Below are 26,309 nucleotides of genomic sequence, written 5' to 3' on the forward strand. Positions count from 1 at the left end.
TTAGATGAAACCTTCAAATCGCCTAATCTGGCTAGGTGCGATCGCTATTGCAGTATTAATTTTACTAACCATCATTGCTGCTCCCAGTAATAGCAAAATTAACAGTGGTTCTACTTATGGTCTTGCTCCTGATGGTTACGGAGCCTGGTATGCTTTTATGCAAGACCGTGGAACAACAATCAAGCGCTGGCAAAAGCCTTTTGATGAATTAAAGAAAGAAAAACGTCCTGTAACACTGTTGCAAATTTACAGCCAACTAAACCACCCGGTTCTATTATCCCAAGAAAGAGAATGGGTGGAAGCAGGCAATACTCTGGTAGTTTTGGGTGTGCGTGAACGGGTAACAGCAGCCAACTTTAGCACCATGCAAAATTCGCCCTTTGGCGATGTCAAAATTGAAACACGACGACGATTGGCGTCCATATCTGATCAGGAAAAAATTTCTTTAGGCGATCGCTTTGGTGCTGTTGTTTGGGAAGAAAAGCGTGGTAAAGGCAAAATAATTTTTTCTACTACTCCCTATTTAGCTGCGAATGCCTACCAAGATTATCCCAGTAATTTCCAGTATTTAGCCAGCTTGGTTAGCCAAAAAGGTAACTTATTATTTGTGGATGAGTATATTCACGGTTATAAAGATCCCGAAGTCAGAAAAAGTCAAGGGGAAGGGGATTTGTTTAGTTATTTAGCTAAAACCCCATTATTGCCAGCATTTATTCAGGTATGTATCTTACTATTAGTGTTAATTTGGGCCCATAATCGCCGCTTTGGTAAGCCTGTAGCTTTGGAGACACCAGAACTAGATAATAGCGAAGCTTATATTCAAGCACTAGCTGGAGTACTGCATAAGGTCCAATCCACCGATTTTTTGGTAGAAATGATCGGCAAAGAAGAACAGTTACAACTACAAAAAACCTTAGGTTTAGGGTCAGATTTACTAGATAGACAAACTTTAGTCAATACCTGGCAGCAACAAATTCGCACTGCAACAGCAGAACTTGATGCTGTTTTGCAACAATCTCCAAAGCGTCGCATGAGTGAACGAGAGTTGATTAGTTGGTTAGGAAAGTGGCAAACCCTAAGGAGAATGAAAAATAATGCTTAGTTATGTGAATTAATCATTAGTTTCTAGAGAAGCGATACAAATAATCTATCAGTGTTCATCTGTGTTTATCTGTGTACCCTACGGGAAGCCCTACGGGTACTCTACCTTGAAGCCGGGCTTCGCCCGTGTACGGGGGTTCGCATACCCTTACCTTAAGCCCATGAGCGCGTCTACGTGACGGGAAGCTGCGCCACTGCGGTGGACTCTTCTCCCGGCATAAAGGAGCCACTGCGCCCTTGGGGGTTCCAACAGTTGTAGCACGTGGCGTCACGTGGCGTCCAAGACTGCGACCCCCTCACCGCTTGCGCGTCTACGTTAAACAAAATAAAACTGGACAATTGCCAAAAAACCTTATGTTGCTTGTTCAATTCACATTAGAAGTAAATTGAGGCTGTAAACAAAATTGAGGTTTAGAGAAATCGAACACCGTGCAAGGCGATGAACACAGATAGACACAGATAGATGATTCGTAGGTATTTATGTTAGGTGTTGGCTGGGTATACCACTTCTAGCTTACATGGCTAGAAACACGATTAATCACATCTGTGTGATTAATTGCATTTCTACTTCATCAGTGTGTATCTGTGTGCATCGGTGTACCCTGCCTTAAGCCGCTACGCGTCTACGATGTCTCAAATTTCATTGCAAACCGCTATATAATTTATTGTCTAAATTCGGTAACTGTGCATTAAGTAAAAAAATGACTATAAAGGTTGGTTAATAGTTTTGGTTGGTAGTTGGTTATTCTATTTATCACTATCCACTGTAGGGACGCACAGCTAGCTGTGTATCCCTATTAACCACTAACTACTAACCACTAACAACTAACAATTAAAAAAATGAGCGAAACCCACACTGTATTTAATCGCCTTAGTCAAGCTTTAAACCGAGTCATTGTTGGGCAGTCTGGCATTGTACAACAGCTACTCATTGCACTGCTGGCAGGTGGACACGTAATTTTGGAAGGTGTGCCAGGAACTGGTAAAACACTCCTGGTAAAAGTTTTGGCACAGATCATCCAAGCGGAGTTTCGTCGTATCCAACTCACGCCGGATGTCTTACCCGCAGATATTACTGGTACAAATATTTTTGACTTAAATAGTCGCAGTTTTACCCTGAAAAAGGGGCCAGTGTTTACTGAAGTGCTGTTAGCAGACGAAATTAACCGCACTCCCCCCAAAACCCAGGCGGCGCTACTAGAAGCAATGGAAGAAATGCAGGTAACGCTGGATGGTGAAAGTTTGCCACTACCAGATTTATTTTGGGTAATCGCCACACAAAACCCTTTGGAGTTTGAGGGTACTTATCCTTTACCAGAAGCACAACTAGACAGATTTATATTCAAGCTAGTGGTTGATTACCCAGATGAAGTAGCAGAAAAACAAATGTTACTAAATCGACAGGCGGGGTTTGCAGCACGACGCTTAGATATTGCTAGCCTTAAACCAGTGGCAAATGTAGCAGAAATATTACAGGCGCGGCAAGAAGTCAAACAAGTCCAAGTTTCGGAAGCAATCATAGATTATCTTTTGGCATTGGTAAGAACATCGCGACAGCACCCAGATTTAGCTTTGGGTGCATCACCCCGCGCTGCTACTTCTTGGTTTGTGACAGCACAAGCAACGGCATACTTAGCAGGTAGGGATTTTGTTACTCCCGATGATGTCAAAACTGTTGCAACTCCACTGTTGCGTCATCGTTTGCTGTTGAAACCAGAAGCACTGTTAGATGGTTTGCAAATTGATGCAGCGATCGCTTCAATACTTAATAAAGTGCCAGTACCAAGGTAATTATTTGAGTTGGATTTGCTTGAAGTTCTGGTTTCAATCCCTGATGGGGATTTATTAATTTGCAACCGTTAAAACTGAATAGAAGGCGATAATGAAGAAACCAGTAGAGCCAACGCCTAAGCAGGCAATAGCTGCAATTATCGTCTGCGCTCAATTGACAAGAGTTTATAAACGGATAGACTTAGTCAGGCTAGATGAGCGTGATGGAAGTATCTACATACTAGCTAACGATTCAATTGAAGCGCAGATCAAACCAAATGGAGAAGTGATTTGGTTATGACAAAACCAGATTTCAGCCAAATGACAAAACAAGAATTGAGAGCATATGTACTTGCCCATCGGGATGATTTGGAAGCTTTCTATGCTTATGTGGATAGAATGAAACAGCAACCTGGAGTGATTGTTACTTCAATGGAGCAATTAGAGCAATTGATTCGAGAAAGGGAAGACAATCAGACATCCCGAACCGACTAACCCTAATCTCCGCATATCTTAAGATAATGATTCCCTCAAAACGAGTTTATTTACTTTTAATTTTAGGAATTGCGATCGCCTCTACTTTAGCGATCTTTTTTGGCGTTCGTGCTAGCATCACTATGATTTTGCTATATGATGCCGTAGTTTTGGCATCTATGGTTGTGGATGGTTTGTTAGTTCGTCGTCAGCGGGTGCAGGTGTCACGGGAATTACTACCGCGCTTGTCTGTAGGACGGGATAATCTGGTAGTACTGCGAGTTACTTCGGGAAAAACTCAGGCAATCATTCAAATTCGCGACTATTACCCAAGTGAGTTTGGCGTATCTACACCAACATTGCACGCTGCAATTCCGAGTCAAACCACTGAGGAACTAACTTATACTGTCCACCCAACCCAACGGGGAGAATTTCCTTGGGGAGATATCCAAGTCAGACAACTCGGTGCTTGGGGTTTAGCTTGGGACGATCGCAAGATTCCCCAAAGTCTGAAAGTTTGGGTTTATCCAGATTTAGTCGGATTGCGATCGCTTTCTATTCGCTTGACATTGCAATCTTCTGGTGCTATTCGTCAGTTTCGCCAGTTGGGAATTGGCACAGAGTTTGCAGAATTGCGAAACTATCGTACAGGTGATGATTTGCGGTTGATTGACTGGAAAGCAACGGCGCGGCGGGTTGGTTATGGGAATACACCGCCATTAGTCAGGGTATTAGAACCGGAACAAGAGCAAACTTTGTTGATTTTGCTGGATCGGGGAAGATTGATGACAGCAAAAGTCCAGGGTTTGCGACGGTTTGACTGGGGTTTAAATGCAACTTTATCTTTAGCTTTAGCAGGATTACATCGAGGCGATCGCGTCGGGGTAGGTGTATTTGATCGCCAGATGCATACATGGATTGCACCTGAAAGAGGACAAAATCATTTAGGAACTCTGATTGATCGCTTGACTCCAATTCAACCAGTGCTACTGGAATCGGATTATATGGGTGCGGTAACTCATGTTGTCCAACAACAAACTCGTAGAGCCTTAATCGTAGTCATCACCGATATAGTTGATAATACTGCCTCTGCTGAACTGCTGGCTGCCCTTTCTAGACTTACACCCCGCTATCTTTCTTTTGCTGTCACTTTACGCGATCCCCAAGTAGATCGTCTGGCGCATATTTCCCCGACAGCAGACTTTGAGGGAGTGAAAAATGCTTATACCCGGGCAGTTGCTTTAGACTTATTAGCACAGCGACAAGTAGCATTTGCCCAACTCAAGCAAAAAGGTGTGTTAGTACTCGACGCACCCGCAAATCAAATTACAGAACAACTAGTAGATAGATATTTGCAACTCAAAGCGCGGAGTTTACTTTAAAACCCGATTTAATTTGCCACTGCTATAACCTTCTAAATCTAGAGTGACGTAGATAAAACCAAACTCTTGAAATGTGGTGACAACTGTGTTTAAATCTGTATTCAAGACAAAATTTTTGATTTTTTCTGGTGGTAATTCAATCCTGGCAGTGTCGCCTTCTGAACGAACCCGTAAATTCTGCCATCCCAACTTACGCAGAAAAATTTCTGCCCTACCTACACGTTGTAACTTCGCTACAGTAATTTCTTCGCCATAAGGAAAACGAGAACTCAGACAAGGTTGGGCGGGTTTATCCCACCAAGGTAAACTTAGTTGTTGGGAAAGTTGCCGCACTTCGGCTTTGGTAATCCCAACTTCTGCTAGAGGCGATCGCGCACCTCTTTCTTTTGCCGCCTGAATTCCTGGGCGATAATCATGCAAATCATCAGCATTCACCCCATCTACTACGTAGGGATAACCCATTTCTACAGCTAAAGGTTTGAGGGTATCGTGCAATTCACTTTTGCAGAAATAACAACGGTTAACAGGGTTAGAAGTGTAATTAGGATTTTCCATCTCATGTGTAGTGATGATTTGATGGGGAATCCCAATCGTTGCTGCTTGAATTTTAGCATCTTCCAATTCTTCAGGTAACAGACTTGGCGAAACAGCTGTCACTGCCAAAGCGCGATCGCCCAAGACATCATAAGCAACCTTAGCAACCAAAGTACTATCAACACCACCAGAGTAAGCAATTAAAGCTTGGTTCATCTGGGCGAATATTGCTTTAAGTTGCTCAAGTTTTTCTGTCAGCATCATTTTCTAGCCTAGCCAAAACCCCATAATTTACATTGTAGTTAGTGGTTGGTGGTTGGTGGTTGGTTGTTGGTGGTTGGTTGTTGGTGGTTGGTTGTTGGTGGTTGGTGGTTGGTGGTTGGTGGTTGGTGGTTGGTTGTTGGTGGTTGGTTGTTGGTTGTTGGTTGTTGGTTGTTGGTGGTTGGTGGTCATTTGTCAAAAGTCATTGGTCATTAGTTACTATTTATTCTCCTCACACCCCCACACTGCCCACACTCCTCATACTCTCCCTTCCTGTGTCCTCCTTGTCTCCCTAGTCGCCAAATGTATCAGATAGTGAAGCGATATTACTTATTTACTACTATCTACTAACAACCAACAACTAACAACCAGCAACTAACAACTAACAAATAACAACCAACAACTAACACAATAAAATATCCCCACAACTGGTTGGTAACTTGACGGAGATTCCGCCAGAGCCACTAGCAAGTGTGGGGAGTATGATGGTATTAAGAAATAATGATCAATTTCAGGTGCTATTTTGCACTTAGACAAGCTCAAGCAAAACTACACCTTGAGACAGTGTGACTACTGACTTTCGATTAAGACATCGCTTGAATGATGTAATCAAAGTAAGGTGCTGCTTCAGCAGAGTCGCCTGCATTCAGTAAATCAAGGGAGGCTTTTTTCAAGCAGTTGATGGCTTCTACCATTCCAGGTACAGGAACACCCAAGGAATTGTACATTTCTCGCACACCTATTAAACCAATTTTTTCGATTGGTTCTTTGTCGCCAGCAAGTACGCCATAAGTAATTAGGCGTAAATACCAGCCAAAATCACGGATACATAAAGCACGTTGGCGTTCTCCGTAGGCATTGCCTCCTGGCGAGATAAAATCAGGACGCTTTTGCCAAAGCTGTTTGGTAGCTTCCTGAACAATCTTTTTTTCATTTTCAGCTAGGGTACTAGCAATGCGTACCCGCTGTTCGCCAGTTTGCAAAAACTCTTTGATGCTTTTGAGTTCACCACTGCTGGGATAACGCAGTTCGTCGTCGGCTTTGAGAATAACTTGGCTTACTACAGTCATGATATTGAATCACGAGATTTATTATTTGCTAGTTTAACGAGTCTTGTGGACACAAGTGAAGGGGGATTGAGGAGATGGGGAGGTGGGGAACTCGGGGTCCCCTCTGGGGATTAGGGGCTGTGGGGAGATGGGGAGATGGGGAGGTGGGGAACTCGGGGTCCCCTCTGGGGATTAGGGGCAGTGGGGAGGTGGGGAGTGTGAGGAGTGTGAGGAGTGTGGGGAGTAGGGGAATAATTACTAACTACTAACCACCAACAAACAACAAACAACAACCAACCACTAACCACTAACCACTAACCACTAACAAACAACAACCAACAATCAACTATCGACAAATGACTAATTCTTTTTGGAAACAAGGTGAATTAATAGAAGTTCAGATCACAGACACAACTGATACAGGCGATGGTGTAGGACGATCGCATGAACGGGTAGTGTTTGTACCAGATACTGTACCAGGCGATCGCGCTATTGTCCGTCTAGTACACGTCAAACCTAACTATGCTCACGCCAAGCTTAAACAAATATTACAACCCTCAACCCACCGCATTCGGCCAAGCTGCATAGTCGCTGATAAATGTGGTGGTTGTCAGTGGCAACATATAAATTATGAATATCAGCTAGAAGCGAAACGCAATCAAGTTATTCAAGCTTTAGAACGTATTGGTGGTTTTGTCCAACCACCTGTAGATTTGGTTTTAAGGGCTGCTTCACCTCTAGGTTATCGCAATAAAGCCACCTATCCTATGGGTGTATCTGCAACTGGAAATGTCCAAACAGGCTACTACCAAAAAGGTAGCCATCAATTAATTAATTTAAATCAATGTCCAGTCCAAGATCCACGATTAAATTCTTTATTGGCAGAAATTAAACAAGATATTCAAAAGCGAAATTGGGCAATTTATAACGAAAAAGACCACACAGGAATAATACGTCATCTTGGGTTACGCATCGGTCGGCGGACAGGAGAAATATTATTGACTTTAGTTGTGAAAGATTGGGATTTACCAGGTATTAAAGAGCAAGCACAGGAATGGTTAAATCGCTATCCTGCTTTAGTAGGAGTTTGTTTAAACTATAACCCGAAACGCACAAATACCATTTTTGGCAGGGAAACTCGTTGTATCGTCGGTAATGGTTATCTGCGAGAAGAATTTGCTGGGTTAGAATTTCAGGTACGTCCAGACACGTTTTTCCAGGTTTCCACGGAGACGGCAGAGACATTGTTACAGGTTATTCAATCAGAACTACATTTACGTGGAACTGAGGTGCTACTTGATGCCTATTGTGGTATCGGTACGTTAACTTTGCCACTAGCAAAACAAGTTCACCAAGCCATTGGGTTGGAAATACAACCAGAGGCGGTAGAACAGGCGATTTGCAATGCTCAAAACAATCAAATTAGTAATGTGACTTTTCTGACGGGTACAGTGGAAAAATTACTGCCACAACTGGAAATTAAACCGGATATTGTTTTGCTAGATCCCCCACGTAAAGGATGCGATCGCCAAGTTGTCGAAACTTTATTAACATTTCAAGCAGAACGTATAGTTTATGTCAGCTGTAAAGTAGCAACCCTCGCACGCGATTTGAAATTATTTTGCGAAAATGGTGTATACACTCTTACACGTGTACAACCAGCAGATTTTTTCCCTCAAACCGCTCATGTAGAAGCAGCAGCCTTTCTTGTGCGATCGCAGCTGCCTTAAACAACGATATATGGTTTATTTAAAAAACTCTAATTGAAAATTTGTAGTCCAGTCGATAGTAAAAATGCTAAACTTGAATTAAGCTAAAAATATAATTCTAATTGTGCAAAAAAATAGAAGCTGCATGGGCTACTCTCAGATATGAATTGGGTCGTCTAAACTAAAAATCGGCAAATAAAAGAGTATGTTTATACTCTATTTGTGAAAGCAAAGCAATTAAAAACTGCTCATTGCTTAGGTAGGTTTACTTCAGCCGTTTTATGTGAGAACAGCCCAAAATCATTTAGGAGAGCCAATGCTCCCTAGCATTTTCAAAATTTAGTTCCAAAGACGTTAGGTTTGAAGGCAACACGACCACCTCACAAATAATCAGGGTGCCTGTGACAGCAAACTGATGTCTAGCTAACTCTGAAGCTGCGGGGTTTCTCTTGTGATCACCATTTCACTTCGTCCAGTTGGACGTAGTTGGGGAACTATTAGTTTCGCCTCAACTTTATATCTCTGTCCAATCTTAGATTTGCTTCTGGCAGAAATTCCAACGCCCATGCAAGCCGAACTACGACTAGGGCTTCAAGAAGCCTTAGTCAATGCAGCTAAACATGGCAATAATCTTGATCCAAGTAAAAAGGTAATAGTACGTTATTCCTTAATAGATAATAAATATTGGTGGATCATATCAGACCAAGGCGGAGGTTTTACTCCTTCTTGTAATTGTGATACAGATCCAACCGAGTACCTGCCACCAGATGAGTCAGAATGCGGTCGTGGTTTATCGATTTTGCATCTTGTTTTTGACGAAGTAGAGTGGAATACCAAAGGTACTGAGTTAAGGCTGTGTAAGCAATTGGAGCAAGCTCGACCGCGTATACCATTGCTGCGCTAAAGATGGGGAGGTGGGGTGATGGGGTGCTTTTTTTCCCCATCTCCCAATCTCCCTATCACCCCATCTTGGTTCCGTGTGTCGGACAAGGGGGTGCAGAAATAGAGTGGTCTAACCAACCTGTTGCTTGTTCTAACCTCGCGAGGGCTTCCTGTGGTTCTTCCTTAAGGAGGAAGACAAGAGCTGCTGCTGCTTGCTCACCAGCGCGAGCTTTACGGTTAGATTTAAGGCGATGCCAATCATTAGGAGAAATGCTCAACCTCTCCATGAGGGCTTGAGCTAATTCTAAAGTAGTAAATTCATTCAGTTGACTGTTTTTAAGCGGCTGTGTAGATTGAGACATACACTCCAAGGTATCGTCGCATTTACTTTTACTCTACTACTTTAATGAAGCAGCCTCAAAAACCGTCAGAACCACCACAAGAAGATAATCAAGAACTTGATTTTGAACAAGAACTCTTAGAAGTCGAGCGATCGCTTGCAGCTTTAAGAGAACGCTATCAACAGGTACAGCGCGATCTTCGTCAACAAAAACAGTTACAATACAAACTTTATAAACTCAGTCAAGATAAAAAACCGACACCAGAAATACAAGCAGAGTTACGGCAAATTCAACAGCAATTAGAAGTATTAGAAGTCTGCTTAGAGAGTCAACTGTTTTCTTGGCGCAGTTTCAAAGAACCTTTCTGGCAAGCCATACGCTTTGGTGGAATGGGCGTAATCATAGGTTGGATATTAAAGTCTTGCGCTGGGTAGGGATCGGAGATTGAGGATTTATTTAAGATTTAATTCTTTTAAATTAAAATTTAGAGTCTACAATTCTAAAAATGTCACACTCTAAATTTTATGCTTTGATAGAGACATGGTAGATAAAAGAATTGTAGAAATATTACGAAATGGTCAGCCTGATGACTCACTCGAAGTAAAAGGCTGGGTGCGTACCAAACGCGAATTAAAAGGTTTTGCTTTTATAGAAGTAAATGATGGCTCATCTCTAGCTAACCTACAAGTAGTAATTAATCAAGATTTGCCCGATTATGAAAATATCTTGAAAAAGTTAAATACAGGCGCTTCGGTGGAAGTATCTGGGGTTTTAGTAGCTTCTCCTGCCAAAGGACAGCGTGTAGAATTAAAAGCAGATAGCGTCAAAGTATACGGAGAAGCTGATCCCGAAACTTATCCTCTACAAAAGAAACGTCATTCCTTTGAGTTTCTGCGGACTATTGGACATTTGCGATCGCGTACTAATTCCTTTGGTGCGGTTTTCCGTGTCCGTAACGCTTGTGCTACCGCGATCCACCAATTCTTTCAAGAACGGGGTTTTATGTGGGTACATACTCCTATTATTACCGCCAGTGACTGTGAAGGTGCAGGCGAACTTTTTAGCGTCACTAGTTTAGATTTAAAAAATATTCCCCGCACAGAAAATCAAGCAGTAGACTATAGTAAAGACTTCTTTGCCAGACCCACATATTTAACAGTTAGCGGTCAATTAGAAGCCGAAATTATGGCGATGGCGTTTAGCAACGTCTACACTTTTGGCCCTACTTTCCGTGCCGAAAATTCCAACACTTCCCGTCACCTCGCGGAATTTTGGATGGTTGAGCCAGAAATGGCTTTTTGTGATCTCCACGGGGATATGGATTTAGCAGAGGAATTCCTCAAATATATCTTTAAATATGTGCTGGAAAAATGCCCAGAAGACATGGAATTTTTTAACCAGCGCATTGATAACACTGTGTTAGCAACCGCAGATAATATAATTAACAATCAATTTGAACGTATCACTTATACAGATGCCATCAAACTTTTAGAAAAAGCCGATGTGCAGTTTGATTATCCAGTCAATTGGGGCTTAGATTTACAATCAGAACACGAACGTTATCTTTGTGAACAATTATTCAAAAAACCAGTAATTGTAACTGATTATCCAGCCCAAATCAAAGCTTTTTATATGCGCTTAAACGACGATGAAAAAACCGTCGCAGCGATGGATATTCTTGCACCGAAAATTGGCGAAATTATTGGTGGTTCCCAACGGGAAGAACGTCTAGAAGTGTTAGAAAAGCGGGTACTAGCACAAGGAATGAAACTAGAAGACTTGTGGTGGTATCTGGATTTGCGCCGTTACGGTACTGTTCCCCATGCTGGTTTTGGATTGGGCTTTGAAAGACTGGTACAGTTCATGACAGGGATGGGGAATATTCGTGATGTGATTCCTTTCCCGCGTACCCCAGAAAGTGCGGAGTTTTAGTTTCACACAGAAGCAAAGGCGCAAAGTATTAGGGTATGTAGGGTGCAAAAGCTACTTTGAGTAGACTTAGATTATTAGCCCGCAGTTGACTTGCGGGCGAGTCAATTGCTTAGGTAAAATTTTTTGTTATTCGTGCGTCAGAAGAAATGCTTAGACTTTCTATACGTCTGGTAATACATCATCTTAAGTATGCTTCAGTCCCACTTAAGATGTCCTACACTCATCTGATTGCAGCGATCGCCTGATTCCTCTTCTATTTCTATAATTTGATAGTATTATTAATTTATTAATGTTGTCAATATAGTATTAATAAATTATTTTTAATAATAAATGTATGATTTTAAGAAATAATGCCTATACAAAATCGAGTCAAAAGCTTCTTAGAAGCCAGAGATTTATCTGCATACCAGTTCATTAAAGATACTGGTATAGCTCCCGCTACTGGTTATAAGTTGGCCAAAAAGTCTAGCTACCTGCCTTCTGTCCGTGTACTAGAAGTTATTTGCGACACATACAAAGTCCAACCAAGTGAACTTTTAGAATGGGTAGAAGAACAAAAAAGCCTTATGGATATGGAACAGGATGATGAGAATGTGTAATTTATTTTGTTTAGCTAGTTAGTTATGTAGTTAGTGGTTAGTGGTTATTTCCACACTCCTCATACTCCTCATACTTCCCCCTTGCCCCTAATCCCCAACGCCAGGTGCTTTATGCCGGGAAACCCGTCCACCGCACTGGCTCCTCCCTGTCGGTCGTGGGGGCCGGTGAGTTCCCCATCACCCTATCACCCCACTGCCCCTAATCCCCAACGCCAGGTGCTTTATGCCGGGAAACCCGTCCACCGCACTGGCTCCTCCCTGTCGGTCGTGGGAACCGGTGAGTTCCCCGCCTTCCCCATCTTCCCCTCACGGTAGCCAAGGATATTGCCGGAAATTAGGCGGACGTTTCTCTAAAAAGGCCTGTTTCCCCTCGGCTCCTTCTTCTGTCATGTAATAGAGTAAAGTCGCATTACCAGCGAGTTCCTGTAAACCTGCTTGTCCATCGCAATCAGCATTGAATGCTGCCTTGAGACAACGAATAGCAATGGGACTTTTTTCTAAAACTTCCTTTGCCCACTGGATGCCTTCTGCTTCTAATTGTTCCACTGGTACAACACAGTTTACCAAGCCCATTTCCAGCGCTTGTTGAGCATTATATTGACGACAGAGAAACCAAATCTCTCGTGCCTTTTTTTGTCCTACAATCCGCGCCAGATAACTAGCACCAAAACCACCATCAAAGCTACCGACTTTCGGACCCGTCTGTCCAAAAATAGCATTGTCGGCGGCGATGGTAAGGTCACATATTAAATGTAGGACGTGTCCGCCCCCGATCGCATACCCAGCTACCAAAGCAATCACTACTTTTGGCATTGACCGGATGAGGCGCTGCAAATCCAATACATTCAATCGGGGAATGCCGCTATCATCTACATAACCCGCGTGTCCCCTTACACTTTGATCCCCGCCAGAACAAAAAGCATATTTACCATCTGTGTGTGGCCCGTAACCAGTAAGCAAGACAACTCCTATATTAGTATCTTCCCGGGCATCACAAAAGGCGTCGTATAGTTCAAAGATAGTTCTCGGGCGGAAAGCATTGCGCTTGTGGGGTCGATTGATGGTAATTTTGGCAATGCCATCGGCTTTGTGATAAAGAATGTCTTCGTAAGTTTTGACGCTTTGCCAGTTAATTTGCATGAGTGGTGGAATGCGACTTCAAGTTGAAAATTGTAGCTCAGGCTAGGTAACACACTATCAACTAGCTTGAAAAAGGGGTAAAAGGGAGTTAACTTAGTACAGCTTTACATAAAATCGTAGCGAACTTAAACCCAGAGGAACGCAGAGTCTTCTTATGGAAAATTCGCTATGAATTAATGAAATGCTCTACTAGCAGCACACGCGTAACCCATCTGTGTGCATCTGTGTTCATCTGTGTTCGATATTTCTATGCCCCTCATTGTGGCCATTTGCCCTTGGAAATTTCCGGAATGAATCAAAAGCTTGGTGTATCTCCTCTAAATGCTTAGCTTGGTTTGACCAAACCTATAAAAGCCCAAAGGAGTTTTTCAACTATGAGCGATGATATGTCGTCCCTGTCAGTCAATGACTTTGGTGCTTCCTTTAAAAAGTTTCTTGAGCAAGTAACGACTTCTGCCCCCACTGAAGAACCTTTTTTTAAGAGTCAGTTACACACTCATTTTTCAGAAGATCCCCGAACTCTTCCTGTTGTCTCTCAACAATTTGAAAAATCAGACCACCCCAATCTGCAACTTGCTATAGATGAATATTTAGCACAAGGCGGATGTTCTGCTCAATTGTTGGGTGTAATTACCCCTCATGAACACCTGGGAGTCAGTTTATCTCAATTAGTTATTGATACCAATGGGGGGTTTATGAGTTCAGTACAACCGACTCCCGGTCCTGTGCAGTATGTCAATCTTCCCCTTGGTAATGACCAACTTTTAGCCTGCGTGCAATCTGGACTTTATCTGATTAGCAATGGCGATTTACATTTGGCTGTCATGGTGCGTGGTGCTAGTGATTACAGTTTTCGTGCGGGGATTACTGTAGAGGTAATGGCAAGCGATCGCTCCAGTGCCGAAGCCTTTCTCGCCCAGTTGCGAACTTCAATCCGCAGGCGTAATATCTATCGAGGACGGGTAATTTCTCTGGTACAAAGTGAGGATAGAAGGAGCTTAAACGTTATTTTTCATAGTTTACCGTCGTTAAATCGTGATCAAATTATCTTACCAGACGGCTTGCTACAAAGAATTGAGCGACAATCTATAGGTTTTTCCCAAGTAGCTGATAAGCTACAAGCGGCAGGGCGACATCTGAAACGAGGCATACTTTTATACGGGCCGCCAGGAACTGGGAAAACATTGACAGCGATGTATCTTGCTTCCCAAATGCCAGACCGGACAATCATTCTAATTACGGGTCGGGGTATGGGTTTAATTGAAAAGTCTTGTGAGATGGCACGTCTTTTGCAACCTGCAACTTTGATTTTAGAAGATGTAGATTTAATTGCTGAAGAAAGAAGCAGCGACAAAGGTTGTAGTAATGTAGTGTTATTTGAACTGCTGAATCAGATGGATGGGTTGAATGAGGATGCGGATGTTCTGTTTGTGCTGACAACTAACCGACCCGAAATCCTGGAACCAGCTTTGGCAGCACGACCAGGAAGGGTCGATACTGCGATTGAAATTCCCTTACCTGATGCATCTTGTCGGCGCAGACTGTTTGAACTTTATGGCAAAGGTTTGCAGGTGTCGTTGGAAAATTTAGATAGTTTTATTGCACGTACGCAAGGAGTGAGTGCTGCTTTTATTCGTGAGTTAATGCGAAAAGCGGCGCTGTTTGCCGCAGATGAAGGTCAGGAGATATTGATTTGCGATCGCCATCTTGATGAAGCACTATACGAACTTGTAGAGTTAGGAGGCGAACTAACTCACAGCATTTTGGGAGCAGGAGAAGCTTTTTCCTAAAGCTTTGGGATACACTCGTAATCATGACTTGTTTGAATTCAGCTACTTTGCCCCCATCCCTGATTCACGGTGCTTACCCTCTCAGTGTTGCACCGATGATGGATCGTACAGACCGCCACTTCCGGTATTTTATGCGGCAGATTACACGCCGCACTTTGCTTTATACCGAGATGGTGACAACTGCCGCGATTTTGCATGGTGACAAAGAACACTTACTCGGCTTTTCCCCAGAAGAAAAGCCCCTTGTTTTGCAAGTGGGGGGCGATAATCCCAAGGAGTTAGCCCAATGTAGCCGGATTGCTGAGGATATGGGCTACGACGAAATCAATCTCAATGTCGGTTGTCCGAGTAGCCGTGTCCAAGATGGTAATTTCGGTGCTTGTCTAATGGCACAGCCTGAAAAAGTGGGTGAATGTGTAGCTGCGATGATCAATGCTACTCATATCCCAGTTAGTGTTAAGCACCGCATTGGTATTGACGATCGCGATCGCTACGAAGATATGGTAAATTTTGTTCGTGTCGTCTCACAAGCCGGCTGCCAACGCTTTACTGTCCATGCCCGCAAAGCTTGGTTACAGGGGTTAAGCCCGAAAGAAAACCGAGATATTCCACCCCTGCGTTATGCTGATGTGTATCGTCTGAAACAGGAATTTCCCCACCTATTCATCGAAATTAATGGTGGAATTCTTAACATGGAGCAGGTAAAAGAGCATTTACAATCGGTAGATGCGGTGATGATTGGGCGTGCAGCTTACGATCATCCCTATTTATTCGCCACAGCAGACAGTGAAATCTACGGCGAGGCGATGCAACCTCTATCTCGCCATGAAGTTGCTGAAGCGATGTTGGCTTATATTGATTACTGGGTGGCAAAAGGTCTGAAACTCAACAAAATTACCCGCCACATGTTGCAATTATTTGCTGGACAACCTGGTAGTCGAGTTTGGAAGCGTCATCTCACGGAAAATTCCTGCCGTCTGGGAGCAGGTTCTGCTGTGGTACAAGAAGCGTTAGCACAAGTTCCCGACTCGCCATTACTGGCAAATGTGCTTTCAGCCTGTTGATAACGCTTGTGTTTGCAGCATCGACATCAAATCCTGAATTCCCTTTTGCAGATACCGTGTGACTGTCATTGGACTAGTGCCAATTTTCTTAGCGGCATCTTTGCGAGAAAGTTCCTTCAAGAATACTAGTTCTACTGCCATGCGAGGCTTTTCTTCTAACATGCTAATTGCCCCTTGCAGTTGTTGCCGTTCTTCGTGTTGTAGCTGTTGGGCGCCAGAACGAGGACAAGGAAGCGCCTCACCCAAGGTGATTTGACAATCAATGTAGTTAACTACCGTGGCGTCTAAACTCAAAGGCATACGATTTTGAGCAGCTAATTTGGTTTCTTGCCACTCTTGCACAGATACCTTAAGTTGCTTAGCAATTTCTGCATCTTTGGGAGGACGACCTAAAATTTCCGCCAATTCCTTACGAACTTTTTGCCCTTCATTGTAGAGTTCTTGCCAACGACGGGGAATTTTTAAGAGAGTACTGCGATCGCGCAAAAAGTGCAGCATCTCGCCCCGAATATATGGGACAGCAAAGGAACTAAAAGCATATCCTTGGCTGGGATCAAAACGCTCAATTGCTCTGATTAAACCAAAGTAACCGATTTGCTCTAAGTCTTCATAAGGCTCATTACATTGATGGCTAAATTTATGAGCCATTTTCCGTACTAAGCCAGTATGTAATTTAACAAGCTGATTACGAAGTTCAATAGAAGGATTCTGATGGTATAACTGCAATAACTCCATACCATCAGACCGCATAGAGGACTGACTTGTTTCCATAGAAATTCCTTTTGGTAACTCCTATTCCCTAAAAAACGGAGTTGCGTAAACTTCACTTAAGCTGTAATTATTTTCCTTAGGAACGGTTGGAGAAACCATTCGTTGTTTCACTGAACTTATGTAGACTCTCACTCCGTAGCTCAGTATTTACACGCATAATTTTTGTACCCATATCTATTGGATGCAGAGATGCATGATATTGACGTTAAGTTTTAGCGAGCATGTAACCCTTGTGCAGTGCGAGGTCATCAAAGACCTTGATAAATATGCCCAGCGCTTGCAAACACAATGTCTACGGATTCATTTCTCTAATTATGAGCTAAAAATCTAGGTAAGAATGGAATTAGTCAGTAAAATTCTCAAATGTAAAATATGAGCAATACTAGCAACTTCCGTGATGCCATCCGTGAAGCCAGAACTCAAGCCCTAGTCGGACCAAATGTCATAGCCAACGCTCTGCCTTATCTCGGAGGCGGTCTCATCTTAACAGCATTGGGAACCTATGGCGGTTTAGGAGTTATCCGTGCTAACCCCGGATTGTTCTTTCCCACTTTCATCGGTGCAGTGATTGTGGAATTAATTTTGTTCTTTGTCGCCCAGAATGTTGCTGAAAAGGGCAAAAATAGTGTTGCATTGCCGCTATTGGCCGCGTATAGCCTTTTATCTGGTTATACTCTCAGTGGCTTGGTATTTGTGGCACTCAGAAGTGAGGGTGTAGGTATTCAAGGAATAGGTTTAGCAGCCCTTGGTTGTGGAATCACCTTTATCGCCGCTCGTCAGATAGGTTCAAATCTTTCTGACACTGACGGTATGGCTCTGACAAAAACCATTAATCTGGGTATTATCGCCCTGGTCGTGGTTGTCGGCTTACAATTTGTTTTTGCTTTGTTTGGCGTTTACACTCCAGGCTGGTTAGAAATAGGTATTTCTGCTTTGGGGGTATTCCTATTTGCTGGAGCATCTGTAGTTGATTTTTACATCCTGCCACGCACCTACCGCAATGACCAATACCTACCTGCGGCTTTGTCGATGTACTTAACTTACATCAACCTTTTCATCTTCATTTTGAGGCTGTTGATCGCCCTAAATGGTCGTGACTAAGTATATCTAGTAGAAAAACCAATGTTTTAAACTTAATGCCGTGGTTATCTTTCTGATAACTACGGTTTTTTGTGGCTTACATGCTTGGGAAAGTCCTTTCTTGCCTTCTCTTTCACTTTATAGTAAATAGTTAGGTGTACTACGAGATAAATCTGTGGTATGTCTCCATATCTGAGATTTAATTGACAGCATGACGATGTTCCTTACAGATTCCGCCGACATCACCAGGATTTATTTCTCTTCAAGGTTGAATCTGAAGCAGCGTAGTGAGTTGGGTCAGTTTTTGACCCCTGCCCCAATTGCCCGTTTTATGGCGGGACAATTTAGTAGTCTATCGGATCACATCAGTCTTCTAGATCCTGGAGCCGGAGTTGGGTCATTAACTGCTGCTTTCGTAGAGCGGTTATTAGCAAATCCTAACGAGGTTAAGAGTTGCTTCATAACAGCATGTGAAGTTGAATCAGCCTTTCTGTCCTCTTTGAAGCAATGCCTTATAGAGTGTTGTGCAGCTTTAAAGAGCAAAGGAATTCAAGCAAATTATTGTTTGCGTGAAGAAAGCTTTATAGAGGCTTTTCCCCAAATAAATTTGCCGCTTTTTACTACATCATCTATAAATTTTACTCATGCGATTCTGAATCCACCTTATAAAAAGATTCACAGCCAATCCGTCGAAAAGAAGATCCTTTCCAAGATTGGAATTGAAACTGTAAATCTATATAGTGCATTTGTTTGGCTTACTATATTACAGCTTGCCGAGGGTGGAGAAATAGTTGCAATTACGCCTAGAAGTTTCTGTAATGGTTCTTATTTTCGTCCTTTTCGTAAAGCTTTCCTGGAAAGCATGGGACTTAAAAAAATTCATATTTTTGAGAGCCGTTCAGCAGCTTTTGCAGAAGATGAGGTATTGCAAGAAAATATTATTTTTCATGCTATCAAAACAAAAAGCAAGCCTGATTATGTAGAAATTGCTAGTAATTCTGGAACCGAGTTAGATAAGTTTTCAGAATTAAGACATGTTCCTTATAGCGAAGTCGTTGAAGCCAATGACTCTGAGAGTTTTATTCATATTGTGACAAACTCTCTTGAAGATTGTTTGAGAGTGCAAATGGATAAGTTCTCATCTACTTTGGATGAAATTGGTTTAGAAGTTTCTACGGGTCCAGTTGTCGATTTTCGTCTCAAATCAGCTTTGAGAACTTACTTGGATGAGCAAAGTGTTCCACTACTCTACCCAGAAGCTATGAAGGCAGGGAAAGTTTTATTTCCACCCAGCAATCCTCGTAAGGCGATCGCTATTGAACAAAACCAACAAACAAGCAAATGGTTAGTTCAATCTGGTTGGTACGTTTTGATAAAGCGTTTTTCTGCTAAGGAGGAAAAGCGTCGTGTTGTTGCTGCTGTCTGTTCTCCTTTAGATGCACCAGCAATAGGTATAGAGAATCACCTAAACTACTACCATGCTAAAGGTAAGGGAATGAACGCTGATCTGGCACGAGGTCTAGCAGCATTTCTCAATTCAACTTTATTTGATCATTACTTCCGGCAGTTTAGTGGGCATACACAAGTCAATGCAACAGATTTACGTAGAATTAAGTACCCCTGCAAAGATGATTTAATCCGACTAGGAAGCCAGATTGGTGATTTTCACTTTGATCAAGAGCAACTTGATCAGGTTGTACATAAAACTTTGTCGATTATGACTGAAGCAATCAATGCAGTTCAGGCTAGTAAACGAATTGAGGAAGCACTTGCAATTCTCAAAAATATTTCTGCTCCTAGAGAGCAACAGAACGAACGATCAGCACTTTGCTTACTCGCATTGGCAGACATTCGACCTGAAACACCTTGGAATCAAGCAACAGCACCAAGACGCGGAATTACAGAAATGATGGATTGGTTTCGCGATCACTATGGTAAACAATACGCACCAAATACACGCGAAACAGTTCGACGGCAGACGATGCACCAGTTTGTACAGATGGGGATAGTCGTTGAGAATCCAGATCGACCAGATCGACCGATTAACAGTCCAAAATGGTGTTATCAACTTCATCAACAAGCATTGTCACTTCTTAAATCCTATGGCTCTGAGCAGTGGGAAGAGGCTCGTCGAAATTATGTTGTTTCAGTCACAAATTTATTGCAGGCTAGGAATCGCAACATACCAATGATTCCCGTAACTTTGCCTGACGGTCAAGCCATTCAGTGAATTAAAGCAGCTCTTTCAGTCCAGTCGTAAAGGATTAGTTTTTGTTACTGCTTTTCCAAGCCGTAAGGAAATGACTCGTTATCTTGCTGAGATTTCTTGGGAAACTGAAGTTTGGTTAGCAGACCAACCTGATCACATGATTCATTTCAATGGGGAGAGATTCCTTGGTCCCTATGAAGATCCAAAGAATCGTTCTTGAAAATCCCGGTTGTGACAGTAAACCTAACAACACGATTGAACTGACGGTTGAGAAATCTCGATTTTGATGCATAGGTTATCTGCTGCTACTCATCTTTGATAAATTTCACTGGATCTTTTTGGTAGGTGACTTTTCTTCTCCATTTCCCTACTTTCTAAGAAAATCTCAAGTTGATCTATATTAATTAATCCGAAATTGAGATATGTTAAAAATACGGTTCATCTATCGCCAATTAGGAGTTAACCGTGATATCTCCCTCTTTTCCTGTCATAAATCATTCTGATAGAACTATCATTCGGTATTTTAAACAGCGTTCTTTTATCCCACTTCCGCAAGATATACTCTGGAAGATAGAAAAAGGAGTAGTACGAAATTTAACTTGGCATGAAGACGGTACACTCGTCACTTTAGGGGTTTGGGGACCAGGAGATGTCGTTGGTAGAGCTTTATCAAAAATAGAACCATATGAAATAGAATGTTTAACCAAAGTAGAGGTTACTATTTTTCCTGTAAATGATTCATATCAACTCACAGAGATACTACTAGCACACATCGAACAAGCAGAAGCATTAATGATGATTCGCAGCAATAAAACAGTAGAAATTATGCTGATTAAACTCTTGAGTTGGTTAGCCAAAAAATTTGGTCGTGCAGTAGAAACTGGGCAATTAATTGATTTACGTTTAACTCATCAAGACATTGCAGAACTGTTAAACTCAACTCGCGTGACTATTACTAGAGTTCTCACTAACTTAGAAGAAAGAGGATTGATTCACCGTCTGCCTTTGCATCGAATTGTGCTGAAAGAAGAGCAGATATGGCACTATGAAATATAGGAGCGTGATTAGTAGTTAGTGGGTAGAGACGCGATGTTCCTCGCGTCTATACATTAGTAGTTAGTGGTTAGTGGTTGAATCTTATTTTATACAACTGAAGGTAATTGATACAGCAATCCTATATGATTGGTGAGAATTGCAAAGCCAAGATCCCCGACTTCTTTAAGAAGTCGGGGATCTTGTCGCTCAACTTCACACAACTAACTACTAATACCTAACAAAACCAACTATCTCCATCAACATTTGGCTTTCCTACAATTTTTAAATTTAGGGATTCTAAGTAACTTAAACCAGAAGAAATTTGTGATATATCTCCCCTAATTTGTATATCAAAATATCCCTCATAACCTGTGTTTTTTCCTAAACTAGCCCCAGTAATATTTACGACCAAATTATATTTGGAAATTAATTGAGAAATCACAGGTTGATGTTGATAACATGCAGGGATATAGAGGCGAAGACGAATCTGAGTAGCATTGCTGTGCTTGGAAAAATTTGACAATATTATATTTTGCTGATGATTCAAGGTTGTCATTGATGTAATGATTGATGAATAATATCAAGTTTGGTTGGTTACTGATAATAAAAAACCTCACCCCTATCCCCTCTCCTTGGTAAGGAGAGGGTTTTTGTATGATCATGAATAAAAAAACTATTTTAATAGTGTAAATGTCTACGTCTTTAAAAAGTACTAACTAATCAAGCATTAATAAAAAAACTTTGCAGATAGCTAAAGCTAGAAAAAAGCTGATCTTGACTTCCCCAAATTTCTAAGTCAAACCAACCATCATTTTGGACATCAGGTTTTAATAGGGCCCCGCTAATATTAACTGTTACTCCATAGCGAGAAACCAATTCAGAAATTACAGGTTTGTGATAATGATTTTTCGAGATCCACAGTTGTAAACGTATTCTATTGGTTTGATTACTAGAAATTTGTGGATAGAGTTGGTTTTCCCATTTGGTGACTAAACTAGTATGTTCATAGCGTTTTATATTACTCTCTGAAATTGGAAAAGACTGAGAGTCTTGACTAGGCTGAATACTTCCCACAATACTTACTTGCATGAGATCCACACCCATTCGTTGCAAATAAGAGAGGCTATTAATTACTTGTTCTGGATTACCCTGAAGTTCTAAATCAAACCAACCGCAGCTATCAATGTCTGCTGTGAGAGAAGCTGCTTTAATGTTAACTGTAAGATTATAACGGGATATTAATCGAGAAATTACAGGTTGTCTTTGGTAGTGCTGAGGTACGCGAATCCGGATGTGGACTGGGGGTATTTTTGCAGACTTAGATTTAAAGGTAGTCATACAAAATTGACTGGAAAATATAAATGTTTATAACAGGGACTAAATAGCTTTGCACCCTTACAGTCATTGATTGTTAATTGTTGATTGTCGAAACAACCAACAATCAACAAACAACAAACAACTATTTACCAATTACCTATGTTGTTGTCTTCCCAAATTTCTAGTTCCAATTCTTTGAGATAATTCAGTCCACTATCAATTTGCTCAGGTGTTCCTTGTAAGTCTAGGTCAAACCAACCATCACCAATGGCATTAGCTCCAAGAATAGCAGCAGATATATTCACCGTTAGACCATAGTCAGAAACTAAGCGAGAAATAACAGGTTCCTGACGATAATCTTTGGGAATTCTAACGCGAATTCGTTTGTTGGTAAGGGTATTCTGAGAAACCATATTTGAATTCTCCTATTCCACTTTTGATGAATTAGTCATTAGTCGCATTGGTTATTTGTTGGTAGTTGATCGTTGATTCTACTTGCAAACAACAAACAACTTCAAAATGACTAATGACTAATGACTAATGAGCCTTTGTTGATTTGACACCTGTTTTCCGTTCTAAAATCCCCTTCAACACCAAAGTTACGACTGCAAGCAGCGCTAAGATCACAGCAGCTGAGTAGGCTGCTTCTGTTTCATACTGTTTGTAAGTATCTTCTACGAATAGGGGTAAGCTTTGAGTTTTACCAGCGATGTTTCCAGAGACTACGGAAACCGCACCGAATTCACCCATTGCTCTGGCATTGGTTAAGATTAAGCCATAAAGCAAACCCCAACGGATATTCGGTAATGTCACACGCCAAAATGTTTGCCAGCTGTTTGCGCCCAAAGTTTGTGCTGCTTCTTCTTGATCGCTTCCTAACTCCTCTAACACCGGAATGACTTCACGGGCAACAAAGGGCATACTAACAAAAGCTGTAGCCAGTAACATCCCAGGGAAAGCAAAAATAATTTTGATCCCATGCTCTTGCAACCAGCCCCCAAACCAGCCATTTCGTCCGTAAAGTAGCACGATCATTAAACCGGCGACCACGGGCGAAATTGAAAAGGGTAAGTCTATAATACTCAAAATTAAAGTGCGACCAGGAAATTTGTGACGAGCGATCGCCCAAGCTGCACATAAACCAAATACAGTGTTTACTGGTACAGCAATTAAAGCTAGTAGTACTGTCAGCTTGGCTGCACTCAGAAAATCCTCTCGCGTTAGGTTAGAAACAAACGGCCCGACTCCATTTTTGAATGCTTGGTAAAAAACATTGATAGCAGGGATATACAGCATCAACGCTAAATACCCCAACGCGACCCCAATTAATATTACAGGAACAAAACTTCTTGTTTTGGTTGGTTTTTGTTTGTTGGAATTTGCTTGTGTTGTATGAAAATGGGGTTGTGGAAAAGAGGCTTCTTCATTTGGTGTCATATCTTCTTGCCCAACTTTGTAAGAAATTAATAGCTAGCAATATCAGCAAAGAAATCACTAGTAGCACCATGCCAATTACCGTTGCACCAGAATAGTCATACTGCTCTAGACGTTGGAAAATCAGTACAGGTGCAATCAAATCTTTGAAGGGAGTGTTGGAAGATATAATTACCGTCGAGCCGTATTCGCCAACAGCACGGGAGAAACCCAAGGCTATACCTGTCAAAATAGTGGGAAATAATGGCGGTAAAATCACTTTCCAGAAAGTCTGCCATTGCGATGCACCTAAAGACCAAGCAGCTTCTTCGATTTCTTTTTCCATCTCCTGAAGCACAGGTTGCACTGTCCGTACTATAAAAGGCAGCGAGATAAAAATCATCGCCACTGCTACACCCAAACTAGTAAAAGAAATCTTGATACCGAAAGGGGCCAACAGCGAACCAATCCAGCCATTATCGCTGTACACAGTAGCTAGCGTTAAACCTGCTACAGCTGTTGGCAATGCAAAGGGTAAATCCACGGTGGCATCAATAAATCTTTTGCCTGGAAAGTCATAACGAACTAAGACCCAAGCAATCAAAGTACCAAAAACACCATTGAGTAAGGCTGTCACCAATGCCGTTACAAAAGTGACTGTATATGCAGATAAAGCGATCGGACTAGTAGCAATTTGCCAAAACTCAGCTGGGGATTTAGTCGCTGCTTTCAGAAACATGGCAGCGATTGGGACAATCAACATCACTGTTAGATATCCCAAGGTAATTCGCCATGTCCAAGGAAGATGGAAAAATTGATCCAAAAACTTCTTCCAGTCTGGAGTTTTGCTTTTAGTTTTTTGCTGAGGTGGTGATGAAGGAGAGGATACGGTCATGGGAATTGAGGGATCAGGGAACTCGGGGCCCCACTCCCCCAAGGGAGTGAGGATTAGGGGCGAAGGGGCAACGGGTATAAGAGGGACAAGGAGAATAACTAATGACTAATGACCATTGACCCTTGACTAACGCTTGATTTTGGCTTGGATTTGGTCAAAAACTGCTCCATCTTCAAAAAATTTCTTTTGCACTTCAGCCCATCCGCCGTAGTCTTGAACGCTTCCTAGATTATTGACTTTTGTATATTTATCGGCAAGTGCTTTGAGTTCTTTATTTTGGGCTACTGCCTCATCTAGAGGTCGAAATCCCAGTTTGGCGAACTCTTGCTGTGCTTCTGGGGTGAACAGGTATTGAACAAAAGCTTCTGCTACTTCACGAGTACCATGCTTATCAACGTTCTTATCCACCACTGCAATTGGATTGTCGATGGAGATATTTACATCTGGAACAACATAATCAATTTTCTCGCCCTTCTGTTGTGCTAGAATCACTTCGTTTTCGTAATTAATCAAAGCGTCTCCCTGACCCTGCTTAGCAAAAGCGTCAGTAGCTTCACGGGCGTCTTTCGTTAAAATTGGTACATTACTGTAAACTTTAGTCACAAAATCGAGGGCTTTGTCTTCTCCTCCCCCTGTTTTAATGACTGAGTTCCACAACGCTAGAAAGTTCCAACGAGCAATACCTGAGGTTTTGGGGTCAGCAGTAATTACTTTAATATCGCCTTTTTCCAAATCTGCCCAAGTTTTGATGTTTTTTGGGTTTCCAGGACGAGTGATGAGGGCTGCAACCGACCTAGAGACAACAGCATTGTTAGGGACTTCTTTTTCCCATCCAGGTTCAATCAGTCCGGCCTTTTCAATTTTTTGAGTGTCTAAAGCCAGCGCTAAGTGAACTACATCTGCTTCTAAACCATCGATAACTGCACGAGTTTGCGAACCAGATCCCCCATAACTTTGCTTGAAGGTAACGTTTTGGTTATGCTCTTGTTTCCACTTTTCAACAAACTTAGGAATAATAGCATCGTGAGCAGCTTTAGTAACTGCAAAGGAAACGAGGGTTACTTCAACATCCTGTTTATTGTTCCCTGCTGCCACAGGATTTGCTGTAGGATTATCAGCAGTACCGTTGCCATTCCCACCAGAGCAGGAGGCGATCGCTACACTCAAGCTTACTCCAACTAAAGCAAGTGATAGAAAGCCTTTAATTGAGTTAACTTTTACCCTACTAGTGATTTTTAATAAGGTTTGTCTTGATTTTGTAATAACACGCTGCCACGAACTCATTCGATTTACCCCGTTTGCTTAAAAACTACTATTATTCGGTCGGTTTATAGGATTTGATGGTTATTTGTGAGCTATATTACATGGGTGCTGCTTAAAAATCAAGAGAATATCTACGCTTCATTGGTAGGAAAAGTGAGAATAGTTTGAGATTTGTGGCTGAAAATAGAGTGATGGGGTAGTAGTTTACTATATTGATTTTGGCAAGTTGACACTTCCCTGACTTTTTCAAAAAGTCGGGGAACTGTCCCCTCGCAACTTGTTCTTTTCCACTAACTGT

29 protein-coding genes are annotated in these 26,309 nt (G+C 42.0%); 17 read left to right on the top strand and 12 right to left on the bottom strand.

Going from position 1 to position 26,309, the window contains the following annotated elements; genetic code table 11:
- Window positions 1-4 precede the first annotated feature (4 nt).
- The 5 genes from UYI_RS0123195 to UYI_RS0123215 all read left to right on the top strand — a co-directional run bounded on the left by UYI_RS0123195 (window position 5) and on the right by UYI_RS0123215 (window position 4,727).
- Window positions 5-1,102 (top strand): DUF4350 domain-containing protein, encoded by a 1,098-nt coding sequence (locus UYI_RS0123195; protein WP_016869061.1) that lies wholly within the window; start codon window positions 5-7, stop codon window positions 1,100-1,102.
- A gap of 839 nt (window positions 1,103-1,941) precedes the next feature.
- The gene (locus UYI_RS0123200; RefSeq protein ID WP_016869062.1) at window positions 1,942-2,892 is read left to right on the top strand and encodes an AAA family ATPase; all 951 of its coding nucleotides are present in this window, start codon (window positions 1,942-1,944) and stop codon (window positions 2,890-2,892) included.
- 91 nt (window positions 2,893-2,983) lie between these two features.
- A complete protein-coding gene (locus UYI_RS0123205) occupies window positions 2,984-3,172 on the top strand; it encodes a DUF6888 family protein (protein WP_016869063.1) in 189 nt (62 codons plus the stop codon).
- On the top strand, window positions 3,169-3,366 hold the full coding sequence (locus UYI_RS0123210) for a DUF6887 family protein (protein ID WP_016869064.1): 198 nt from the start codon (window positions 3,169-3,171) through the stop codon (window positions 3,364-3,366). Before UYI_RS0123205 ends, UYI_RS0123210 begins: the two co-directional genes overlap by 4 nt.
- A 26-nt stretch (window positions 3,367-3,392) precedes the next feature.
- A complete protein-coding gene (locus UYI_RS0123215) occupies window positions 3,393-4,727 on the top strand; it encodes a DUF58 domain-containing protein (RefSeq protein WP_016869065.1) in 1,335 nt (444 codons plus the stop codon).
- On the opposite strand, the gene larE is transcribed toward UYI_RS0123215, so the two are convergent.
- From larE to UYI_RS0123230, 3 genes are all read right to left on the bottom strand, one after another.
- Entirely contained in the window at window positions 4,719-5,525 is an 807-nt protein-coding gene (gene larE, locus UYI_RS0123220; RefSeq protein WP_016869066.1) for an ATP-dependent sacrificial sulfur transferase LarE, read from the bottom strand. The two genes, UYI_RS0123215 and larE, sit on opposite strands and share 9 nt — an antisense overlap.
- Window positions 5,503-5,721, bottom strand: a complete 219-nt coding sequence (locus tag UYI_RS37130) for a hypothetical protein (protein WP_157226382.1) — start codon at window positions 5,719-5,721, stop codon at window positions 5,503-5,505. The genes larE and UYI_RS37130 overlap by 23 nt, the downstream gene beginning before the upstream one ends.
- A gap of 385 nt (window positions 5,722-6,106) precedes the next feature.
- Entirely contained in the window at window positions 6,107-6,592 is a 486-nt protein-coding gene (locus tag UYI_RS0123230; protein WP_016869068.1) for an allophycocyanin subunit alpha-B, read from the bottom strand.
- Between the two features lie 335 nt (window positions 6,593-6,927).
- Here UYI_RS0123230 and rlmD point away from each other — a divergent pair, with 335 nt between their 5' ends.
- Window positions 6,928-8,301 carry a 23S rRNA (uracil(1939)-C(5))-methyltransferase RlmD gene (rlmD, locus tag UYI_RS0123235; RefSeq protein WP_016869069.1) on the top strand — a complete coding sequence of 458 codons (1,374 nt, stop codon included), beginning with the start codon at window positions 6,928-6,930 and terminating at the stop codon, window positions 8,299-8,301.
- Between the two features lie 430 nt (window positions 8,302-8,731).
- Window positions 8,732-9,184 (top strand): ATP-binding protein, encoded by a 453-nt coding sequence (locus UYI_RS0123240; RefSeq protein WP_016869070.1) that lies wholly within the window; start codon window positions 8,732-8,734, stop codon window positions 9,182-9,184.
- 55 nt (window positions 9,185-9,239) lie between these two features.
- Here the strand turns inward: UYI_RS0123240 and UYI_RS0123245 are convergent, their stop codons facing one another.
- Complete coding sequence (locus tag UYI_RS0123245; RefSeq protein ID WP_016869071.1) at window positions 9,240-9,524, bottom strand: DUF6439 family protein; 285 nt, start codon at window positions 9,522-9,524, stop codon at window positions 9,240-9,242.
- A gap of 44 nt (window positions 9,525-9,568) precedes the next feature.
- Between UYI_RS0123245 and UYI_RS0123250 the strand changes: the two genes are divergently transcribed.
- From UYI_RS0123250 to UYI_RS37135, 4 genes are all read left to right on the top strand, one after another.
- Entirely contained in the window at window positions 9,569-9,937 is a 369-nt protein-coding gene (locus UYI_RS0123250) for a hypothetical protein (protein WP_016869072.1), read from the top strand.
- A gap of 106 nt (window positions 9,938-10,043) precedes the next feature.
- On the top strand, window positions 10,044-11,435 hold the full coding sequence (gene asnS, locus UYI_RS0123255; protein WP_016869073.1) for an asparagine--tRNA ligase: 1,392 nt from the start codon (window positions 10,044-10,046) through the stop codon (window positions 11,433-11,435).
- 350 nt (window positions 11,436-11,785) lie between these two features.
- Window positions 11,786-12,034: a helix-turn-helix domain-containing protein gene (locus UYI_RS33285; protein WP_016869074.1), complete on the top strand. Its 249-nt coding sequence runs from the start codon at window positions 11,786-11,788 to the stop codon at window positions 12,032-12,034.
- 33 nt (window positions 12,035-12,067) lie between these two features.
- Window positions 12,068-12,349: a hypothetical protein gene (locus UYI_RS37135; protein WP_157226383.1), complete on the top strand. Its 282-nt coding sequence runs from the start codon at window positions 12,068-12,070 to the stop codon at window positions 12,347-12,349.
- Here the strand turns inward: UYI_RS37135 and menB are convergent.
- Window positions 12,341-13,174 (bottom strand): 1,4-dihydroxy-2-naphthoyl-CoA synthase, encoded by an 834-nt coding sequence (menB, locus tag UYI_RS0123265; protein WP_016869075.1) that lies wholly within the window; start codon window positions 13,172-13,174, stop codon window positions 12,341-12,343. The two genes, UYI_RS37135 and menB, sit on opposite strands and share 9 nt — an antisense overlap.
- Before the next feature lie 374 nt (window positions 13,175-13,548).
- Here menB and UYI_RS0123270 point away from each other — a divergent pair, with 374 nt between their 5' ends.
- Both UYI_RS0123270 and dusA read left to right on the top strand, forming a co-directional pair.
- Complete coding sequence (locus tag UYI_RS0123270; RefSeq protein WP_016869076.1) at window positions 13,549-14,964, top strand: AAA family ATPase; 1,416 nt, start codon at window positions 13,549-13,551, stop codon at window positions 14,962-14,964.
- A 23-nt stretch (window positions 14,965-14,987) separates the two neighbouring features.
- Window positions 14,988-16,028, top strand: a complete 1,041-nt coding sequence (gene dusA / locus UYI_RS0123275; RefSeq protein WP_016869077.1) for a tRNA dihydrouridine(20/20a) synthase DusA — start codon at window positions 14,988-14,990, stop codon at window positions 16,026-16,028.
- Here the strand turns inward: dusA and UYI_RS0123280 are convergent.
- Window positions 16,017-16,799 (bottom strand): RNA polymerase sigma factor SigF, encoded by a 783-nt coding sequence (locus tag UYI_RS0123280; protein WP_016869078.1) that lies wholly within the window; start codon window positions 16,797-16,799, stop codon window positions 16,017-16,019. The two genes, dusA and UYI_RS0123280, sit on opposite strands and share 12 nt — an antisense overlap.
- Before the next feature lie 372 nt (window positions 16,800-17,171).
- Between UYI_RS0123280 and UYI_RS0123285 the strand changes: the two genes are divergently transcribed.
- The 4 genes from UYI_RS0123285 to UYI_RS0123295 all read left to right on the top strand — a co-directional run bounded on the left by UYI_RS0123285 (window position 17,172) and on the right by UYI_RS0123295 (window position 21,144).
- Window positions 17,172-17,900 (top strand): Bax inhibitor-1/YccA family protein, encoded by a 729-nt coding sequence (locus tag UYI_RS0123285; protein WP_016869080.1) that lies wholly within the window; start codon window positions 17,172-17,174, stop codon window positions 17,898-17,900.
- A 196-nt stretch (window positions 17,901-18,096) separates the two neighbouring features.
- Entirely contained in the window at window positions 18,097-20,109 is a 2,013-nt protein-coding gene (locus tag UYI_RS33290) for an Eco57I restriction-modification methylase domain-containing protein (RefSeq protein WP_235148002.1), read from the top strand.
- The gene (locus UYI_RS39190) at window positions 20,087-20,308 is read left to right on the top strand and encodes a BsuBI/PstI family type II restriction endonuclease (protein WP_235148006.1); all 222 of its coding nucleotides are present in this window, start codon (window positions 20,087-20,089) and stop codon (window positions 20,306-20,308) included. Before UYI_RS33290 ends, UYI_RS39190 begins: the two co-directional genes overlap by 23 nt.
- A gap of 245 nt (window positions 20,309-20,553) precedes the next feature.
- Window positions 20,554-21,144 (top strand): Crp/Fnr family transcriptional regulator, encoded by a 591-nt coding sequence (locus UYI_RS0123295; protein WP_016869083.1) that lies wholly within the window; start codon window positions 20,554-20,556, stop codon window positions 21,142-21,144.
- A 214-nt stretch (window positions 21,145-21,358) separates the two neighbouring features.
- Here the strand turns inward: UYI_RS0123295 and UYI_RS0123300 are convergent, their stop codons facing one another.
- The 6 genes from UYI_RS0123300 to UYI_RS0123325 form a co-directional block, all read right to left on the bottom strand.
- Window positions 21,359-21,679, bottom strand: coding sequence for an NIL domain-containing protein (locus tag UYI_RS0123300; protein WP_016869084.1), 321 nt, complete (start codon window positions 21,677-21,679; stop codon window positions 21,359-21,361).
- A gap of 164 nt (window positions 21,680-21,843) precedes the next feature.
- Window positions 21,844-22,461, bottom strand: coding sequence for an NIL domain-containing protein (locus UYI_RS0123305; RefSeq protein WP_016869085.1), 618 nt, complete (start codon window positions 22,459-22,461; stop codon window positions 21,844-21,846).
- Window positions 22,462-22,586: 125 nt separating this feature from the next.
- A complete protein-coding gene (locus UYI_RS0123310) occupies window positions 22,587-22,853 on the bottom strand; it encodes an NIL domain-containing protein (RefSeq protein WP_016869086.1) in 267 nt (88 codons plus the stop codon).
- A gap of 124 nt (window positions 22,854-22,977) precedes the next feature.
- Window positions 22,978-23,877: a sulfate ABC transporter permease subunit CysW gene (cysW, locus tag UYI_RS0123315; protein WP_016869087.1), complete on the bottom strand. Its 900-nt coding sequence runs from the start codon at window positions 23,875-23,877 to the stop codon at window positions 22,978-22,980.
- Window positions 23,864-24,748 (bottom strand): sulfate ABC transporter permease subunit CysT, encoded by an 885-nt coding sequence (gene cysT / locus UYI_RS0123320; protein WP_016869088.1) that lies wholly within the window; start codon window positions 24,746-24,748, stop codon window positions 23,864-23,866. The genes cysW and cysT overlap by 14 nt, the downstream gene beginning before the upstream one ends.
- Before the next feature lie 126 nt (window positions 24,749-24,874).
- Entirely contained in the window at window positions 24,875-26,032 is a 1,158-nt protein-coding gene (locus UYI_RS0123325; protein ID WP_016869089.1) for a sulfate ABC transporter substrate-binding protein, read from the bottom strand.
- Window positions 26,033-26,309: the final 277 nt, after the last annotated feature.

The sequence above is a fragment of the Fischerella muscicola PCC 7414 genome (assembly GCF_000317205.1).
Lineage (GTDB): Bacteria > Cyanobacteriota > Cyanobacteriia > Cyanobacteriales > Nostocaceae > Fischerella > Fischerella muscicola.

Coding starts and splice junctions, on each gene's coding strand:
- rlmD (WP_016869069.1), top strand. CDS start 6,928: ATGACTAATTCTTTTTGGAAACAAGGTGAATTAATAGAAGTTCAGATC.
- menB (WP_016869075.1), bottom strand. CDS start 13,174: ATGCAAATTAACTGGCAAAGCGTCAAAACTTACGAAGACATTCTTTAT.
- UYI_RS0123310 (WP_016869086.1), bottom strand. CDS start 22,853: ATGGTTTCTCAGAATACCCTTACCAACAAACGAATTCGCGTTAGAATT.
- UYI_RS0123205 (WP_016869063.1), top strand. CDS start 2,984: ATGAAGAAACCAGTAGAGCCAACGCCTAAGCAGGCAATAGCTGCAATT.
- UYI_RS0123245 (WP_016869071.1), bottom strand. CDS start 9,524: ATGTCTCAATCTACACAGCCGCTTAAAAACAGTCAACTGAATGAATTT.
- UYI_RS0123285 (WP_016869080.1), top strand. CDS start 17,172: ATGAGCAATACTAGCAACTTCCGTGATGCCATCCGTGAAGCCAGAACT.
- UYI_RS0123230 (WP_016869068.1), bottom strand. CDS start 6,592: ATGACTGTAGTAAGCCAAGTTATTCTCAAAGCCGACGACGAACTGCGT.
- asnS (WP_016869073.1), top strand. CDS start 10,044: ATGGTAGATAAAAGAATTGTAGAAATATTACGAAATGGTCAGCCTGAT.
- UYI_RS0123215 (WP_016869065.1), top strand. CDS start 3,393: ATGATTCCCTCAAAACGAGTTTATTTACTTTTAATTTTAGGAATTGCG.
- UYI_RS0123305 (WP_016869085.1), bottom strand. CDS start 22,461: ATGACTACCTTTAAATCTAAGTCTGCAAAAATACCCCCAGTCCACATC.
- UYI_RS0123300 (WP_016869084.1), bottom strand. CDS start 21,679: ATGACAACCTTGAATCATCAGCAAAATATAATATTGTCAAATTTTTCC.
- larE (WP_016869066.1), bottom strand. CDS start 5,525: ATGATGCTGACAGAAAAACTTGAGCAACTTAAAGCAATATTCGCCCAG.
- UYI_RS0123210 (WP_016869064.1), top strand. CDS start 3,169: ATGACAAAACCAGATTTCAGCCAAATGACAAAACAAGAATTGAGAGCA.
- UYI_RS33285 (WP_016869074.1), top strand. CDS start 11,786: ATGCCTATACAAAATCGAGTCAAAAGCTTCTTAGAAGCCAGAGATTTA.
- UYI_RS0123200 (WP_016869062.1), top strand. CDS start 1,942: ATGAGCGAAACCCACACTGTATTTAATCGCCTTAGTCAAGCTTTAAAC.
- UYI_RS0123280 (WP_016869078.1), bottom strand. CDS start 16,799: ATGGAAACAAGTCAGTCCTCTATGCGGTCTGATGGTATGGAGTTATTG.
- UYI_RS0123195 (WP_016869061.1), top strand. CDS start 5: ATGAAACCTTCAAATCGCCTAATCTGGCTAGGTGCGATCGCTATTGCA.
- UYI_RS0123270 (WP_016869076.1), top strand. CDS start 13,549: ATGAGCGATGATATGTCGTCCCTGTCAGTCAATGACTTTGGTGCTTCC.
- cysW (WP_016869087.1), bottom strand. CDS start 23,877: ATGACACCAAATGAAGAAGCCTCTTTTCCACAACCCCATTTTCATACA.
- dusA (WP_016869077.1), top strand. CDS start 14,988: ATGACTTGTTTGAATTCAGCTACTTTGCCCCCATCCCTGATTCACGGT.
- cysT (WP_016869088.1), bottom strand. CDS start 24,748: ATGACCGTATCCTCTCCTTCATCACCACCTCAGCAAAAAACTAAAAGC.
- UYI_RS33290 (WP_235148002.1), top strand. CDS start 18,097: ATGTTCCTTACAGATTCCGCCGACATCACCAGGATTTATTTCTCTTCA.
- UYI_RS0123250 (WP_016869072.1), top strand. CDS start 9,569: ATGAAGCAGCCTCAAAAACCGTCAGAACCACCACAAGAAGATAATCAA.
- UYI_RS0123325 (WP_016869089.1), bottom strand. CDS start 26,032: ATGAGTTCGTGGCAGCGTGTTATTACAAAATCAAGACAAACCTTATTA.